Genomic DNA, 16,995 nt, shown 5'->3' on the forward strand with positions numbered 1-16,995 from the left:
GGTCTCACTTTCATATAGTCATTATTTTAATTTTGTAAATATCCAATTATCAGTTATCATTGGAAGGAGTATATCATGAAAATAAGGAAGTACATATATAATAAAACAATAAACTGTAGTAATCACTATTAATATTTTAACAATAGTGCGTTCTTTACATCGTTTCATTATTGATACTCCCAAGATGCTGGCTGAAATAAAAATCGGAAAAATAATTTTGTAAATACGCGAAAACTCTGTATTTACTTTAAGGAGTGGTGCTAAAAAAAATAATATTAGACTTATCAAGTAGGCATACTCTATGAATATATATTTCTTTTTATTAGATTCCAATTTATCCAATTCAGTGTACTTGTATTTCAAAATGTAGTTCTTTATTATTATGAATGTTATAAAAAACAGCACATTTGAGATGACAAATAGTAGATATCCATAGTTTCCAGATATAGTAATATAGTCTTCTTTGGCAGATGAAATATTAAAAATTCCACTTAATAATCCCCATATTAAATCTATGAAATATTGCAATAACACTTCATTTAACGAGAGAATAATCATTAAACTAATGATTACCGTGAAAACCAAATTGAAAGTTAAAATATCTTTTCGATTATTAATAAATTTAGTCAATATCGGAATAATGAGATATATACCAAAGAATACTATTGATATATGAAATAATGAGGCCAGGTAGATTAATAGTATAAATAGCAAATTACTAAATCTAACTTTCTCTATAAGTAGTATTATTCCAATATATAAAAATGCTGTAGCAATTGTTGTTCTTAAACTGTAAGCAAAAAACGAAAGAGGATATATCATAAATATTATATAATAAATATATTTAGATTTTTTTGGTAGATATCTATTTGATAATTTTAGTATTATAAAAATAGAAGTTCCAATGATTATAGCCTTGAATAAGTTAAAATGCACCCCTTTACTATAGAAGAAATTTTCAATAAAACGATAACCCTTTTCAAAATTTGTCTCTATTAAATTAGAATAGCTCATAGAGTAAGCTTCGTAGTCAAAGTTATTAGTAACTCCTACGCCCAAAATTAGAATTAATATCACTAACAACAAGTTTTTAAGATCATTTCTATTAATTAATATATTATTTGGATTCATGTTTTGCACCTTCAACTTTTAATTTATATATTGTTAATACCTGATCCTTAAAACTATCTAAATCATACTTCTTATCTCTAATACCTTTTGCTATGTCTTCTAATTTAGGCTTATCAATGGAAATTACTCTATCAATCTGATTTATCCATTTATTTTTTTTTTCTGTTAAACTAATTCTTGTCATCAAGTTTAAACCCATGTCCACTTCTTCTGTTATGTTTTCAGATGCAATGGATGGAATACCACATGACTGGGATTCCACTAGAGACAATGGTAGACCTTCATGTAAAGAAGGTAATATAAAAACATCCAATGAATTGTAAAACAAGTTCATGTCTGTAATGTTACCTAAAAAATACACCTTATCCTTTATATTCAATTCGCTAACTAGTTTTTCATAGATATCCTTAAGTTCACCATCACCAGCTAACAATAATCTATAGTCACCATTCAAATTTGCCTCATAAATTAACTCTATTAAAAATCTTTGATTCTTGACTTCCGTAAATCTAGCAGCATTACCGATGAAAACTGTATTATCGTTTCTGTCCAAAGCAATTTTTCTATATTTTGTGGTGTGAATAGGCTTAAAAATCTCTAAGTTTATTGCATTTTTCAATATTAAAACCTTTTTCATGACTAGCTTATTACCATAAATATATATCCCTGCATCTTTACCACAAGCAATATATTTATTGTTGAACATTCTAATCATTCTTGTTGATACAAATCTATACAACTTGGGAAATCTTAGTCCTTTTAAAAGAGGATCAGAAGTATTATGGACATGATAAATTCTATTTTTTATACCTGCAAAATAGCCTGCTATTGAATTAAGTACTCCACTATGAATAGAGTGTACATGAATATAGTCATACTTTCCATTTGATTTAAGCATTTTCCTTATTAGTCTAATGTATTTCAAAGGATTTAGGTTTTTCATCTCAGGAATATAAAATATTCTTACACCCTTAGCAATTAATTGCTTATCTTTTGGGCCTTCATAATTTCGGCTCACATATATATCATAAACTATATTTTTGTCTCTCATGGAGTTGAAAATTTCTTCAACCACATATTCAACTCCACCATTCAAAAAAACTCCAGGAAAAACAGCAATTTTAGTTATAAATTGATCATTATTCAATTTCATTTTCATCACCAATAAACCGAGAAACTTTTAGGTCAAAATTAGTATTATCTATCTTAACATGGTTCATGAAGTCATCACAGCCCTTTTTTAGAGTAGAAAAATCTAGATTAATAAATTGTTCATAAATATCATCTGCAATTGTTCTAGAATCTAAATTCACTGAAATACCCATGTGGTATTTAAAGGAAATGTCATACATAAATGTATTAGGGTTAACCAAAATAGGTTTATTTAGAAATGCTGCATAGTATAACTTGTTTGATAGCGCATAAATGACTGAGGGATTATCATTTCCATATAAATTATATACTATGTCACACTCTTCAAAATACCTCATTGTTTCATTTGACTCAAACTTAGAGATTAATTGAACATTTGTTACATTCTCACTTATGCAAAATTGACGCAACATTTCCGAACCTTTACCTATAAAGTTTAGTTTAAATCTCGGATCATTTTTAAGTTCAATTATAATTTTCTTTGATATTTCAAAGAAGCGAATCAATCCGACAAATGAAATTATTATAGGTCGGATTTCTGTTAATTTTCCTTTGTCATTTGTTTTTTTTGGTAAATCTTCTAGTTGCTGGCTGTTATGCACTAGAATGTATTCATGTTTTGGTAAGAATTTCCTATAACCCTCAGACGAAATAACTGATAATTCACTCCCTTTTATTACTTTTTTCTCAATATTATAAAAAAATATGTTGTGCTCAAAGGTGTAATCTCTGATGTCGACTATATACTTTGCTCCTACATTTTTTCCAATAAGAACAGCAGACATTGTGTTTAAAAAAATTATTTTTTCATACTTATTACTCTTTAGGATTTTCTTTACATATTTCCTAAATTTTAGGTACATCACGATTTTTTTCAACTTACTTTGTTTCGGATTAATATAGCCTATGAATCCAAAAACATTCTTTGCAGAAGAACTCTCAGTTATTTCATCTCTATTCCAGTAAATAATATCAAAATCTGTAGCAATATGCTTTGTATAATTATTTATGTATGGTGTCAAATACAAATTATTAACTGTTATTATTACTATTTTACTCATTTTTATATCTCCATACATTCTGATTTATATAATCAGTATAACCTAAAATGATTCTTAACACCTTTTCTGATACATTTGGCATTGAATAATCACTAACATATCTAATAGTATCTTCGAATTGATTTTCAAGTACTACTAGACCTTGCATAATTCTATCTTTATTCAGTCCAACCATCATAACAGCTGCTTCTTCCATTGCTTCTGGTCTTTCATGTGCTTCTCTTATATTTAGTGCTCTAAACTTTAGTATTGAAGATTCTTCACTAATTGTTCCACTGTCACTCAAAACAGCTTTGGAATCAATTTGAAGCTTATTATAATCAATAAATCCTAATGGTTTTAGTGCTTGTACTAAAGGATGGAATGTAACACCTTTTGATTCAATCATTTTTCTTGTTCTTGGATGCGTTGAAATAATTACAGGCAGTTTATAGGTTTCTGCTATGGTGTTTAAGGTATCAACTAATTTTTCAAAATTACTAGAATTGATATTTTCTTCTCTATGGGCAGAAACTAAAAAATACTTTCCTTTTTCTAGATTTAGTCTAGACAATACATCTGAACTATTAATTTCATCAATTTTACTCATTAAAACTTCAAACATTGGGCTACCAGTTTTAATGATTCTATCAGCAGGAATTCCCTCTCTTAAAAGATATTCACGCGCTATTGAACTATATGGTAAGTTAATATCTGCAATATGGTCGACTATTTTTCTATTAGTTTCTTCAGGTACTCTTTGATCAAAACATCTATTACCAGCTTCCATATGGAATATTGGTATCTTACGACGTTTTGCAGCAATAGCTGTTAAGCAACTATTAGTATCTCCTAAAACTAAAAATGCATCCGGTTTAACTTCTTCTAGAATAGGATCCATTTTAATTAAAATGTTACCTATTGTTTCAATTGCAGTACCTGTAGCAGCATTTAAAAAGAAATCAGGCTTTTTAAGATTGAAATCCTTAAAAAACACTTCATTAAGTTCATAGTCATAGTTTTGACCTGTATGAACTAGTACATGTTCTACAGCTTCTGATTCATTTAATTTCTTAATAACTGCTGATAACCTAATGATTTCGGGTCTAGTACCTACAACTGTCATAACTTTTAATTTTTTCATGTTAAACCTCCACAAAAATAGTATCAGGATTATTAGGGTCAAACTGTTCGTTTGCCCACATCACTGTCACCATATCACTAGTTCCTAAGTTTTCTATATTATGTGTATATCCAGGTGGGATATCCACAACTTCCAATTTTTCACCGCTAACAAAATATTCTATAACCTCTGTTGAATTAATATCTCTAAATCTAATAACACCTTGGCCACTTACTACTAAAAATTTCTCATTTTTAGTATGGTGCCAATGATTTCCTTTGGTTATGCCAGGTTTAGATATATTAATAGATACTTGTCCTCTATCTATAGTCTTAATAAATTCAGTAAAAGATCCTCTATGATCCTTGTTCATTTTAAGTTCATAACTAAACTGATCTTTAGGTAAGTAACTTAAGTAATTAGAATAGAGTTTCTTAGTAAAACCATCCATCATATTTGGTATAGATTTGTTGGTTCTTGATTCTTTAAATTCATACAGAAGTTCTGCAATTTTACCAAGTTTAACTTCATAAACCGGTAAAACTTTGCAGTATTTACCTTCCATTTTAGGTTTACCATTTAAGCAACTTATGAGTTCTTTAACCACATCATCAATATAAATTAAATTCATTAAGTGTTCTGGGTTATTTACAGTAATCGGAAGATTATTAGCAATATTATGAGAAAATGTTGCTACTGCACTATTATAGTTTGGTCTACACCATTTACCAAATACATTTGGAAATCTGTAAACGAAAACAGATGCACCAGTCTCTTTACCATATTGAAATAATAACTCTTCGCCTGCTTTTTTGCTTTTACCATAAGGGTTATCTAAATCTGCTTGAATAGATGAAGATATCATGATTGGTGCTTTGTTATTGTATCTCTTTAATTTATCTAGTAAAGTTGAAGTAAAACCAAAATTACCTAATTCAAATTCTTTTTCATCTTTTGGTCTATTAACACCAGCAAGATGAAAAATGAAATCAGCAGATTGGCAATATAGATCAAGTTCTGATTCAGTTGAATCTATATCGTATAGATAGATGTTCTCAAATTTTTGGTTTTTTAGTTCAGCTATTAAGTTTTTACCGATGAAGCCTTTAGCCCCAGTTACTAATATGTTCATTGTTATCCTACTTAAATAAATCTAATTTTAATAATAATTTCTTCATACCTTCAACATCGAGTCTAGCTGTGTTATGAGAGTGATATGAGTCAGAAAGTTCTAGTGCTTTTGAACCTTTTTCTATAAACTTATCATAATTTAAATTTCTATTATCTGCAGGTATTTTATAAAAACCTTCCAAGTCTATAGCTTTTTGCATCTCTTCTTGAGTAACTAATACCTCATAGAGTTTTTCTCCATGACGTGTACCAATGTAAACTGGTTCCATTTTACTTTGCTTTAATTCTAACACTGCTTTAGCTAATACATCAATTGTTGCTGCAGGTGCCTTTTGAACAAATAAATCACCTTGTTCCCCATGTTCAAATGCGTAAAGCACTAGATCAACAGCATCTTCTAAAGTCATCATAAATCTAGTCATTTCAGGGTTTGTGATGGTAATTGATCTATTATGTTCAATTTGATCTAAAAATAAAGGAATTACAGACCCACGTGATGCCATAACATTACCATATCTTGTAAGACATAATACAGTATCGTTTTCTCTTAATTGACGTGATCTTGCTACAACGTTTTTTTCCATCATTGCTTTACTCATACCCATTGCATTGATTGGATATGCCGCTTTATCAGTAGATAAGAAGATTGCTTTTTTAACACCATTTTTAACTGCAGCAGTTATGACATTATCACTACCAACTACATTTGTCTTAACAGCTTCCATGGGATAAAACTCACAAGATGGTACTTGTTTAAGTGCTGCTGCGTGAAATACATAGTCTACACCTATAAAAGCTCCTTCTATGGAGTTGTAGTCTCTGACATCACCAATATAGAACTTTAATTTATCATTATTATAAAATTTTCTCATGTCTTCTTGTTTTTTTTCATCACGGGATAAAATTCTAATTTCTTTTATATCACTACTTAAAAATCTTGAGACTACAGCATTACCAAATGAACCTGTACCACCGGTAACTAATAATATCTTACCCTTTAAATCTTTATTAAAATCACTCATTTTACACCTCTATTTTTTCTAGAATTAGTTCAGCAGAATTATCAACGTTATAGTATTTTTCTAAAAAAATACGTCCTGTCTTGCCAAATTGATTATTGATATTTTCTATTTTCATTTTTTCAACTAACTTGAAGAAGTCGTCAGTATTTTTACTTTCACACCAATAGCCAAACCCACCATTTTTAATCGTTTCACCAACATCTGTATTAAGATCAGTGGCTGCTATTACTGGCTTAGAATACTCAAGATAAGATAATAATCTAGATGGAAAATTAGGAATTGTAAATCTAGCATCCAAGAATATTAGCCCTATATCACATGCAGATAGTAATAAGTCAAATTTATCTTTTGCCAACTTGTCAATAAAAACTGTATTCACCAAATTATTGTCAACAATAAATTTTTTGATTCTATTACTTTGTGTACCAGAGCCGACAATAGTTATAATATTATTATGGTTTTCATTCTCTAAAATAACCTTAAGAATAAACTCTATTCCCTGTGGTTCTCCTAGATTACCACCATATATCATCTTAAATTTGTCTTTTGCTATACCATAAGTATCTAAAACTTCTTGTTTCTGATGAGAACTAATCTCAATGATTTGATTGATTTCTATACTATTGGGATTAATTTCTATTTTATGTTTATCAATATTGTTGTTATTTAATATATACTTTAAATTTGCTTGTGACATACATCCGATATTGTCTGATAGATTATATACATTTTTTTCTTTTATTCTAAAGTATTTATGTATAAGTCCTTTTTTACTGAACATTCCCAAATCTACGGCATTTTGAGGAAAAATGTCTTTTAAAAGTAGGTAAGTCTTTGCATGATAGTGGTTCTTTATATACTTTATAGACTTATTTAATGTGATTGGTGGTGTACTGTAAAGGACCAAATCAATAGTAGTATCTTTCAAATTTGATTTTACATATCTAAGTAACTTAGTATTTAATCTTAATAAATTTATTGCCTTTTTAATTTTTGACTTTTGAAAAGATGAGCTTACTTTTATATTATGAACTTCTAGGCTTTCAGAATACTTAGTAACCTGATTATCATTGTCAGTTAAACTCAATACAATAACATTAGCATTTTTAGATAGTTCAAAGTAAAGATCACTATACAGTGATTTATTTAAATTAAAATCTATTTTTAAAATTGTTAGGACTAATATTGTTTTATCAAACATTGGCCTCATATCCTTATCTAATTAATTTTAACACATCATTCAAATGACTAATTGATTGTCCTATATTTTCTTTAATCTCTGTTTTTTGATAATGACTATTTTCATTAATATATAGGGCATATTGCATACCAAGTTTAATTGGGGCAATAAAGTCTTTATTTATATTGTCACCAATATAGATCATTTCATTATATTCAACATTAAAATAATCTTTAATAATAGTGTATGGCTTTTCACTTGGTTTCCAAAATTCTCTATTATCACCAAGTTCATCAGTTATCACTATTTTTTCGATATATTTATCTAATTCTAAACTAATAACTTTATTTATTTGAGTCGATTTGAATCCATCAGTTATTAAACCTAAATGAAATTCTGATTTTTTCAAATGTAATAGAAGCTCTATTACTTCATCACTTAATTTAATATTCGGTTTATGATTTCGATAAATATATATCAAATCATCAATAAAGTTCTTATTAAGGTGTATATTGTTTTTTTCTAAAATTCGATTAAATATATAATTAGGAGATTCATTATATAGACTAACAAGTTCTTCATAGATTACACTAATAGGCTTCTTTATAACTTTTGAAAGTTCAATAGAAATTTCACCAAATGCGCTTAGTGCAAAAGACTTTTCACTAATTAATGTGTCATCTAAATCAAAAATAACTACTTTAATCATAATATGATTTCACCTTTTTTTACCATAATACTTGAATCATATCGTAAGAAATATACATCATCCTCATAAACTTCATTATATGACAGTTGTTCACCCATTAAGAGTCTATATAGATTTTCACAGGAGTCTGCACCGGCTGCTATACTCATTGGTGCACCTCCACCAAATCTAGGATTAATTTCAATAAATTTTATCTCTTTGTCAATTTTTAATTGTACTGTTATATGTCCTATGAACTTAAATTCATCCATCATATTTTTAATTGTGTCTATTATAATTCTATGTTTTACAATCAATCCCTTAGATATTTCACCGGAACGAGTTGCAAGCCTTAATCTTGGAACTATAGTAATTGGATTAGAGTCGAAATCTAAAAAGACATCAATAGTATACTCGTCTCCTCCCACATATTCTTGTAACATGTAGTCCGGTATAAATTTTCTATATAGTTCAAGTTCCTTATTATTATTCACTTTAAACGCATTGATACTTGAACTACCTGATTTTGGCTTAATAAAGCAAGGAAATGCCACTTTATTTTGCTCGATATCCTGATCACTGTATAAGTAAGGTACTAAAAATCCGTTATTGGATAAATCATCTGAGGTCTTAATTTTGTCTCTACACATTTGAATCAACTTAAGATCAGATATCATAACTTTAGCATTTGTTTCAGATTCTATTCTTTGTTTATTTTCAGCTAGAATAAGTAACTCTGTATCTATTGTAGGTACTACAAGTTTTACATTTTCTTCGTTACATAATGAAATCAGGTTATCTATGTAGTTTATGTCACTTATCGCAGGAATTAACTTATGTTTATCAGCAAAATAGAGCGCAGGAGCTAAACCTGACATATCTGCTGCTATTATAGAACTATTAATATTTAATTTTTTTGCAGCTTTTTTAAATGCTTGAATAAGTTCTACTCTTCTTCCAGCACTTAAAATCAATATATTATAGTTATTCATCTTAATTCCCCTCAAAAAATTCCATAGTTGCAGAATTATTTGAATTAATGTCTTTTCTTCTAATCACCTTAAATGCGGTTAATATTATGATCTTTATATCACCAATAAAGGTTATCTTTTCAACATATTTAACATCAAATTTAAATTTCTCATCCCAAGAGATAGCATTTCTACCATTTACTTGAGCTAGTCCAGTTAAACCCGGTCTAACTAAATGTCTTTTCTTTTGTTCTTCATTATAAAGTGGTAAATATTGTACTAATAAAGGTCTTGGTCCTACTATACTCATATGCCCTTTAAGTATATTAAATAAGCCCGGTAACTCATCTAAGGATGTTGATCTTAAGAACTTACCAAACTTAGTTAGACGTACTTCATCAGGTAGTAGTTTCCCATCTTTATCTTTAGCAGATGTCATCGTTCTAAACTTATAAAGTTTAAATATTTTCTCGTTCTTACCAGGACGATTTTGTGTAAATAATACTGGTCCACCCAGTTTTATTCTTACCAAAATCGCTACAATTATGATTACTGGTAAGAGTACAATAATAGCAATTAAGCTTAATATAAAATCCATTGGTCTTTTTATGATAAGTTCATAAAAAGTTTTACGTCGTTTCATTTAAATAAACCTCTAATAACATCAATTACACGTTGTTGTTGCTCTTTTGTCATTTTAGTATCACTTGGTAAACATAAACCTGTATTAAATAGTTTTTCAGAAACATCTGTTCCAATATAATCAAACTTTTCATAAAAAGGTTGTAAGTGCATAGGTTTCCATAATGGTCTTGCTTCTATATTTTCATTTTCTAAGGCTACTATGACATCTATAGGTGTAATAGCGCCCTTAATGGTCATACTAGATAACCAGCAGTTAGAAAATCCAAAATCGTTTAATGGCATCATTTCAATTTCTTTAATATCTTTAAAGGCTTCTTTATACATAAAGTAGATTTCACGTTTTTTCAAGACTCTTTCATTAAGTACTTTAAGTTGTCCTCTACCAATTCCAGCTACTACATTACTCATACGGTAGTTAAAACCTATATCACTATGTTGATAGTGTCTAGCCTTATCTCTAGCTTGAGTAGCCCAGAATCTTACCTTTTGTACTCTTTCTTCGTAGTTTGATACTAGCATACCACCACCAGAAGTTGTAATAATTTTATTACCATTAAAGCTAAAGATACCATAATCACCAAAAGTACCAGTATATTTGCCCTTATAAGTAGTTCCTAATGATTCAGCAGCATCTTCAATAAGTGCTACATTATACTTTTTACAGATACTCACCAATTCATCCATTTTTGCAGGTAATCCATATAAATGTACAACCACTACTGCTTTAGCATTTGGATACTTAATTAAAGCCTCTTCTAAGTGTTTTGGACTCATGTTCCATGAATCCATATCACTGTCTATAAAGACTGGTATTGCACGTTCATACATAATAGGGTTTGCTGATGCTGAAAAGGTCAGTGACTGACATAATACGATGTCACCATCTTTAACACCCGCCGCCTTTAGTGCAAGGTGTATTGCAGAAGTACCAGAAACAAGCGCTGCTGCATGATTTATACCTACTAAAGTAGCGAGTTCTTTTTCAAAATTATCAACGTTAGGACCAAGTGGTGCAATCCAATTTGTTTTAAATGCCTCATTTACAAATTCTTGTTCATAACCTTCTTTACTCATATGAGGTGAAGCTAGTAATATTTTTTCTTTCATGTTTTTCATCCTTTTGATTAGATATCAAAGTATTTTATTATTTTATTTTTATCATACCCAGTGCTTACTAGGTTCATATATATTATTTCATTATTTGCATAACTTGATATTAATATCGCATCATGTTTATAATCTAGAGCCTCTTTAAATGAAATAATTTGTTTATTAACTAAGTATTTTTGCTGTTTTTTTAGATTATCATCAATGACCGCTAATACATTAATTGGTGTGTTTTTAGAAGTAATAGTCTGAAGTAATATTTCAGCAACTTCTCCTGCTCCATAGAGTAAAATATCTTTATAACCTTTATTAGAAAGGTTATAAAGAAATGCGTCAATGTTTTCTTTTGCAGAATCATATATTGTTTGTGCATTATCTAAATATCCAATATTCAAAAACTTTCTTCGTTCAATACCTTTTTTTGTAATATGATACCTTACTGTTTTAGTTGAGATATGCTCTTTTTCTAACAAACCTTCTTTTTCATACATATCAATGTATGTATTAACCATAGAAACAGCAATGTTAATTGCTGTTGAGATTTCTCTTTGAGTAATATTAGGATCTTTTTCTATTAAGTTTAAAATCATGTACTCTTTATAGATTATAGTTGGTTTAAAGAAGTTTTTAGCAATCACTACAACATCTCCCCTTATTGTTCGTTTATTGAATAATTTAATTGTATACTATTTGTATGAATTATTCAAGCACTTTAGAACAATATCTTAGGATGGTAAAGATTTTAATATTATTGCAATCTAAATTTATAACTAGTATTTCCACATGTAAGATGATTATTCAAGAGATAACTTTATTTTCACCCGAAAAAAATTATTTTTTTAACATTACAATAATTTCAAATATACCCTCATCACATTTTATATTATAAATCACCCTTTAACAAGCACTTCATTATTAAAATATTTTCACCAAATATTAAGATTATTCCGTTCTTTATAAACACCTTTAGACCATTTTTGTAGACTCAATCAAAAAGACAACCTAAAAAGGTTGTCTAATTTTAATAATATTTCGTTTTTCATACTTATCCATTTAATCAATTAATCATATCCCCATATGATTATTTGTATCCATTGCAAATTAGATTTATCTTAAATTCTTTTCAAATACCCAAGCATCTTTAACCATATCTTCAAGAGTCAACTTTGTTCCCCAATGAAGTTCTTTCTTCGCTTTAGATGCATCTGCATAAACAGTAGCAAGATCCCCTGGTCTTCTTTCTACTATATCATAAGGTATTTTAATACCATTTACTCTTTCAAAGGTATGAATCAGTTCTAAAACACTTGTACCTACACCTGAACCTAAATTATATATATTAAAATTACTTTTAGCATTCATTAATGCAGCAATATGTCCTTTAGCTAAATCAACTACATGGATATAGTCTCTAACACCTGTACCATCAACTGTATCGTAGTCATTACCAAAAACAAATAACTTTTCTCTTATGCCTTTTGCTACTTGAGTAACATAAGGCATAAGGTTATTCGGTATGCCTTGTGGCTTTTCACCAATTAAACCTGACTTATGTGCTCCAATAGGATTAAAGTATCTAAGTAACGTTATGTTCATATCTTTGTTATTACGAGAAAAATCTTTTAAGATACGTTCACTCATCTTCTTTGTCTCACCATATGGATTAGTAGTTACCTTTAATTCCATTAGCTCATGTAATGGTGATACTTGATCACCATATACAGTAGCAGATGATGAAAAGATAAAGTGTTTCACTTTATACTTTTCTGATAATGATGCTAGTGTCATGGTCGTATTTAAATTATTTTGATAATACATCAGTGGTTTTAAAACAGACTCGCCTACAGCTTTGTAACCTGCAAAGTGAATCACTGCATCTACTTGTTCTTTATTAAATATGTTATCCATGATATTCATATTTGAACAATCTGCTTCATAAAACTTTAATTTATTAATTTTTGTTATGGTTTTAATTTTATCTAATACATCTATTTGACTATTATATAAGTTATCTACTATAACTACTTCATGTCCTAATTCTAATAGTTCTACTACGGTATGTGATCCAATGTATCCCATACCACCTGACACTAATACTTTCATAATTACCCCCGGTTTAAATGAATTTGTTCGTTTATTGAATAATTCTATTTTAACCTATTTATACCCATTTAGCAATATTCCACATCTCTAATCATCATTTGAAACCATCATTAAATTATCTTTTAAATCATTTGATTAATTTCTCAAGGATCTCCGAAAATAATACAAGTAAAAAAGGAATAAAGTGAAAAAAATCTAATTGAGGTTCAAAAGTATAGCACTAGCATTTTTCATTTTATGAACCACCACATTTATTATAATATATATTATGATGATGTATATATTCAATCCATACTATTTCAAATTATGTCGACTCATCTTATATATTTGTAATGATTTATTAGATGTTTACCATATAAATCATCCATTTTATTATTGGTAAACTTATCTAACTTTATTACTTCTATAGGTGTTGTAGATATTTTGGTGTGCGTATCTACCAATTGAATCGGCACTAAGCAGTTCTTGATGGACATATTCGGGAACTTCCAAGTATTCATAGACTGATCCATCTTTAAATTCAAATACCAAAAGACCTGTATCACTATCGTATCCAACAGAATCTATATGTGATGATTGAACGTATTTCATATTCATAATTAAAATCTCCTTTCTCTCATTTTTCTAACAACATTTATATAATCTGTATCTTTACTTTCAAATTTATGACTCCAACTCTTAATTATATCTGGATCGTTACTATTAGGTCTTGGTTCAAATTTTTGAATTCTTACCCTGGATGGTATTTTAATTGCATCACCAACAACAATACACTCACCTATTCGTAATGTGGGGAGTAGATCCATTAATCCAGTCATGTTGTTTGGTGCTGTAGCTTTTACTGAACTTTGATCAGACGAATTAGTCAATCTCATAGAAATTGTTGTACCAACTTGAGCAAGTATCGTATCAGAAATTTCTGATGGACGCTGAGTTACAACTGCTGCTCCAATCCCAAATTTTCTACCTTCCTTAAATATTTTTTCTACACTCTTCCTTGCATATCCGTAAATATATCTTGAATCTTGATTTTTTGGTAAATAAGCATGTGCCTCCTCAAACACCATTAATATAGGACGTGCTCTACCAGTATAATCTTCATCTTTACCCCAAAACATACTATCATATACAATTCTATTTATTAGACCTATCGAAATATCCATCAGCTCATAAGGTATGCCACTTAAATCTAATATCGTCAATCTTTTTTCATGTCCCATCCATTCAATAATCAAGTCATTCAAGTCCTTATTTTCTCCATCAAGATAGCCTCCAGGTTTAAACATAAAGTCATATTTATTATCACTCAAGCGAGAAAATATTTTCTTTTCATATAAATACATGGTTTGATTCTTACTTTTATATGGTGCTTTAGAATCAACTGTATAGGGTTGAAATTGAGCTGGTATTAGTTCAGAATAATCACCCTCATCAATGAGCATTTCATTATCTCTAGTCTGTGACACTTGGTCTGCCTTGTTATATGTCGCTATTACTTCTCTATTAAGATTGTGCCACATTAAACGAATATCAAATGGTATTGGTGAATCTTCAGTAATATATTCCTCATTAATCGATCCGGCTTTTATTTTATCTTTATTTTCCTTTTTTAATCTTACAATTTCTTCTCTAAGTCTCTTATCTTCAGGACGTTCACTTCCTGCCTCTCTACCAACCAAAAAAAATGATAATTCATCGAAGTTCATAGCCCAATACGGAATATATAAAGGTGAGTCTGGGCTGTTTAATCTCATAACTTTCGATTTAGCTGGAAATGCAGATGAATATTCACCATGAATATCAATTAAGATTATTCTGGAGCCTTCGAATTTTTCTAGTATGCTAGAAATAACTCGTGCTGTTGTATTTGATTTACCACTACCTGTTGAACCCAATATAGCTAGGTGTCTTGAAATTATTTTTTGCAAATCCAGATAAATTGGTAGGTCATTTGAGGATGCATGGGTCCCTAGTTCTATTTGTCCAGTTGAATCAAAATCATAAATTGACTTGATATCACTCTCTGTGACTATGTGAACCTCGTCGTTAATTGTGGGAAACACTCCAATACCCTTCTGAAAAACACCTCTACCGATTTTTTCTCCAATCAAATTTACTCTTATGTTTCTATTCACAAGATCATGATCAATTAATGTCATTTTGGTTTGGTCAACGCCTGATATATTTACAGAATCAACAACTCCAAATAACATAGTATTACCCAATGGTATTCTTACTAATGTTCCTATTTGACCGATGCGATACTGAATACCATCAATAATCGGTGATGCACTTGGAATATCATTTGAGATTCTTACATCAATTTTCCCACTATCTACATTAGTGATAAATCCTATAAAGGTGATTTTTTTATGCATCCAATTCTCCTCCAATGGTTGTAGTAATCTTTATTAAGAAATCAGTAAATATCTTAAAATCACCCAATGTAACATTCTTCATATCTGAATTTACAAACTGGTCATAGAATTTGTCTTCACTTAGATTGTCAAAATCCCACTCAAACAGTGATCCTGATTTAATAACATGATTCGGTCCATAAACAGTGATGTTTTTATACATCACAAAATTATCTCTATTATCTAATAAAACTTTATCTTCATATACAAAGACCATTACATGAAGACGTTGATTATTTATTAAAGAAGTAAATATTACTTCATTGATATGCTGATCACTAAAAGAATAACCCTGAATTATGAACAGTGTCTCCGATTTTATTAGGAAATATTTTAATCTATCAAAATAGGTGGTGAATGGTTGTTTTCTAGATAAAGTATATTTTTCCTTTGATGGATATATTACTATCTCTTTATCACTTTCTTTCTTCAGTTCATGGTTCGATCTATAGATAACATCACCCTCACGATTTTTCTTCCAAAACCAATTTAATGAACCATGAAGTTTCCATAACCTAACCCAATTTATTGGTAGACTTGATTCTCTCTCAATATTTTCAACACTCTCCTGATGAAAGAAACTATGATATGATCCAATAAAACCATCAAAGTAAGGGATTTCTCTATCTTCTAGAGCCTTTTCTAATAATAAATCATAGTTCGTAGTGAAAATCTCAATTGCATTTGAATTTCTTACTGAATTTGCCCATAAAGCAAATCGCTTAAAAGCTTTAAATAAATCCTCATTACTAACAATTTCATTTTCTTTACTTGTTAACGTATTATAAATGTCATTGCAGATATCATGATCAATAAGAGATGATTGTGCACCATTAATGCCAAATATTTCTAGTGAATCCATGTCGTTAGTTAGACTTCTAATCATTCGAAGTGAATTGAGTATATCTTCTATTGTGGAGTAATCATTCATTTGTTTAGTTTTTTCAATAGAAATTATTTTGTCAATAGCTTCTTTATGTATACTATTTTTACGGACACTATCAGTGAGTGCTTTGATTCCCGGCATTCCTGATGACATGGAACTCCCTGCCCCTAAAAAAACCCCCGTTTTCATATTATTCGATAACTTATTCATTATGTTACTCAATTCTTGATACACGCTAATCTTCATTTTTCTTCTCCGATAAATATATTTTTGATAATTATTACTATTTAATTTGTTGTATTTAAATATGTATAAATTTTTGAAAAATATCCTATACTTCGTTGTCAAGTATAACTACTCATAAATTTTATAGTCTTGTTTTTAGTTATAGACAAAATA

General features: G+C 29.2%; 16 protein-coding genes. All 16 read right to left on the reverse strand.

Annotated elements, in window-relative coordinates; all coding sequences use genetic code 11:
* Positions 1 to 21: 21 nt before the first annotated feature.
* The 16 genes from ACL_RS05145 to ACL_RS05220 all read right to left on the reverse strand — a co-directional run bounded on the left by ACL_RS05145 (position 22) and on the right by ACL_RS05220 (position 16,749).
* Complete coding sequence (locus tag ACL_RS05145) at positions 22 to 1,131, reverse strand: EpsG family protein (RefSeq protein ID WP_012242981.1); 1,110 nt, start codon at positions 1,129 to 1,131, stop codon at positions 22 to 24.
* Positions 1,118 to 2,284 carry a glycosyltransferase gene (locus tag ACL_RS05150; protein ID WP_012242982.1) on the reverse strand — a complete coding sequence of 389 codons (1,167 nt, stop codon included), beginning with the start codon at positions 2,282 to 2,284 and terminating at the stop codon, positions 1,118 to 1,120. Before ACL_RS05150 ends, ACL_RS05145 begins: the two co-directional genes overlap by 14 nt.
* A complete protein-coding gene (locus ACL_RS05155; protein ID WP_012242983.1) occupies positions 2,271 to 3,344 on the reverse strand; it encodes a glycosyltransferase family protein in 1,074 nt (357 codons plus the stop codon). The genes ACL_RS05150 and ACL_RS05155 overlap by 14 nt, the downstream gene beginning before the upstream one ends.
* Positions 3,337 to 4,467, reverse strand: a complete 1,131-nt coding sequence (gene wecB, locus ACL_RS05160) for a non-hydrolyzing UDP-N-acetylglucosamine 2-epimerase (protein ID WP_012242984.1) — start codon at positions 4,465 to 4,467, stop codon at positions 3,337 to 3,339. The genes ACL_RS05155 and wecB overlap by 8 nt, the downstream gene beginning before the upstream one ends.
* 1 nt (position 4,468) lies before the next feature.
* On the reverse strand, positions 4,469 to 5,578 hold the full coding sequence (locus ACL_RS05165; protein WP_012242985.1) for a capsular polysaccharide biosynthesis protein CapF: 1,110 nt from the start codon (positions 5,576 to 5,578) through the stop codon (positions 4,469 to 4,471).
* Between the two features lie 7 nt (positions 5,579 to 5,585).
* Complete coding sequence (locus tag ACL_RS05170; protein WP_012242986.1) at positions 5,586 to 6,599, reverse strand: polysaccharide biosynthesis protein; 1,014 nt, start codon at positions 6,597 to 6,599, stop codon at positions 5,586 to 5,588.
* Between the two features lies 1 nt (position 6,600).
* Complete coding sequence (locus ACL_RS05175) at positions 6,601 to 7,800, reverse strand: glycosyltransferase family 4 protein (RefSeq protein WP_041634170.1); 1,200 nt, start codon at positions 7,798 to 7,800, stop codon at positions 6,601 to 6,603.
* 13 nt (positions 7,801 to 7,813) lie between these two features.
* On the reverse strand, positions 7,814 to 8,488 hold the full coding sequence (locus ACL_RS05180; RefSeq protein WP_012242988.1) for an HAD family hydrolase: 675 nt from the start codon (positions 8,486 to 8,488) through the stop codon (positions 7,814 to 7,816).
* On the reverse strand, positions 8,485 to 9,459 hold the full coding sequence (locus tag ACL_RS05185; protein ID WP_012242989.1) for an ATP-grasp domain-containing protein: 975 nt from the start codon (positions 9,457 to 9,459) through the stop codon (positions 8,485 to 8,487). The genes ACL_RS05180 and ACL_RS05185 overlap by 4 nt, the downstream gene beginning before the upstream one ends.
* 1 nt (position 9,460) lies before the next feature.
* A complete protein-coding gene (locus ACL_RS05190; protein WP_012242990.1) occupies positions 9,461 to 10,081 on the reverse strand; it encodes a sugar transferase in 621 nt (206 codons plus the stop codon).
* The gene (locus tag ACL_RS05195; protein WP_012242991.1) at positions 10,078 to 11,190 is read right to left on the reverse strand and encodes a DegT/DnrJ/EryC1/StrS family aminotransferase; all 1,113 of its coding nucleotides are present in this window, start codon (positions 11,188 to 11,190) and stop codon (positions 10,078 to 10,080) included. The genes ACL_RS05190 and ACL_RS05195 overlap by 4 nt, the downstream gene beginning before the upstream one ends.
* A gap of 17 nt (positions 11,191 to 11,207) precedes the next feature.
* The gene (locus tag ACL_RS05200; RefSeq protein ID WP_041634178.1) at positions 11,208 to 11,828 is read right to left on the reverse strand and encodes a winged helix-turn-helix transcriptional regulator; all 621 of its coding nucleotides are present in this window, start codon (positions 11,826 to 11,828) and stop codon (positions 11,208 to 11,210) included.
* A gap of 469 nt (positions 11,829 to 12,297) precedes the next feature.
* Positions 12,298 to 13,293, reverse strand: a complete 996-nt coding sequence (gene galE, locus ACL_RS05205) for a UDP-glucose 4-epimerase GalE (protein WP_012242993.1) — start codon at positions 13,291 to 13,293, stop codon at positions 12,298 to 12,300.
* 384 nt (positions 13,294 to 13,677) lie between these two features.
* Positions 13,678 to 13,890 carry a KTSC domain-containing protein gene (locus ACL_RS05210; protein ID WP_012242994.1) on the reverse strand — a complete coding sequence of 71 codons (213 nt, stop codon included), beginning with the start codon at positions 13,888 to 13,890 and terminating at the stop codon, positions 13,678 to 13,680.
* A 2-nt stretch (positions 13,891 to 13,892) separates the two neighbouring features.
* The gene (locus ACL_RS05215; RefSeq protein WP_012242995.1) at positions 13,893 to 15,671 is read right to left on the reverse strand and encodes an ATP-binding protein; all 1,779 of its coding nucleotides are present in this window, start codon (positions 15,669 to 15,671) and stop codon (positions 13,893 to 13,895) included.
* Positions 15,664 to 16,749 carry an SIR2 family NAD-dependent protein deacylase gene (locus tag ACL_RS05220; protein ID WP_094573343.1) on the reverse strand — a complete coding sequence of 362 codons (1,086 nt, stop codon included), beginning with the start codon at positions 16,747 to 16,749 and terminating at the stop codon, positions 15,664 to 15,666. Before ACL_RS05220 ends, ACL_RS05215 begins: the two co-directional genes overlap by 8 nt.
* Positions 16,750 to 16,995: the final 246 nt, after the last annotated feature.

It is taken from the genome of Acholeplasma laidlawii PG-8A (genome assembly GCF_000018785.1).
GTDB lineage: Bacteria > Bacillota_I > Bacilli_A > Acholeplasmatales > Acholeplasmataceae > Acholeplasma > Acholeplasma laidlawii.

Bases quoted from the DNA above. Each gene is read 5' to 3' on its own strand.
- ACL_RS05145 (WP_012242981.1), bottom strand. From the start codon at position 1,131: ATGAATCCAAATAATATATTAATTAATAGAAATGATCTTAAAAACTTG.
- ACL_RS05150 (WP_012242982.1), bottom strand. From the start codon at position 2,284: ATGAAATTGAATAATGATCAATTTATAACTAAAATTGCTGTTTTTCCT.
- ACL_RS05155 (WP_012242983.1), bottom strand. From the start codon at position 3,344: ATGAGTAAAATAGTAATAATAACAGTTAATAATTTGTATTTGACACCA.
- wecB (WP_012242984.1), bottom strand. From the start codon at position 4,467: ATGAAAAAATTAAAAGTTATGACAGTTGTAGGTACTAGACCCGAAATC.
- ACL_RS05165 (WP_012242985.1), bottom strand. From the start codon at position 5,578: ATGAACATATTAGTAACTGGGGCTAAAGGCTTCATCGGTAAAAACTTA.
- ACL_RS05170 (WP_012242986.1), bottom strand. From the start codon at position 6,599: ATGAGTGATTTTAATAAAGATTTAAAGGGTAAGATATTATTAGTTACC.
- ACL_RS05175 (WP_041634170.1), bottom strand. From the start codon at position 7,800: ATGTTTGATAAAACAATATTAGTCCTAACAATTTTAAAAATAGATTTT.
- ACL_RS05180 (WP_012242988.1), bottom strand. From the start codon at position 8,488: ATGATTAAAGTAGTTATTTTTGATTTAGATGACACATTAATTAGTGAA.
- ACL_RS05185 (WP_012242989.1), bottom strand. From the start codon at position 9,459: ATGAATAACTATAATATATTGATTTTAAGTGCTGGAAGAAGAGTAGAA.
- ACL_RS05190 (WP_012242990.1), bottom strand. From the start codon at position 10,081: ATGAAACGACGTAAAACTTTTTATGAACTTATCATAAAAAGACCAATG.
- ACL_RS05195 (WP_012242991.1), bottom strand. From the start codon at position 11,190: ATGAAAGAAAAAATATTACTAGCTTCACCTCATATGAGTAAAGAAGGT.
- galE (WP_012242993.1), bottom strand. From the start codon at position 13,293: ATGAAAGTATTAGTGTCAGGTGGTATGGGATACATTGGATCACATACC.
- ACL_RS05210 (WP_012242994.1), bottom strand. From the start codon at position 13,890: ATGAATATGAAATACGTTCAATCATCACATATAGATTCTGTTGGATAC.
- ACL_RS05215 (WP_012242995.1), bottom strand. From the start codon at position 15,671: ATGCATAAAAAAATCACCTTTATAGGATTTATCACTAATGTAGATAGT.
- ACL_RS05220 (WP_094573343.1), bottom strand. From the start codon at position 16,749: ATGTCATCAGGAATGCCGGGAATCAAAGCACTCACTGATAGTGTCCGT.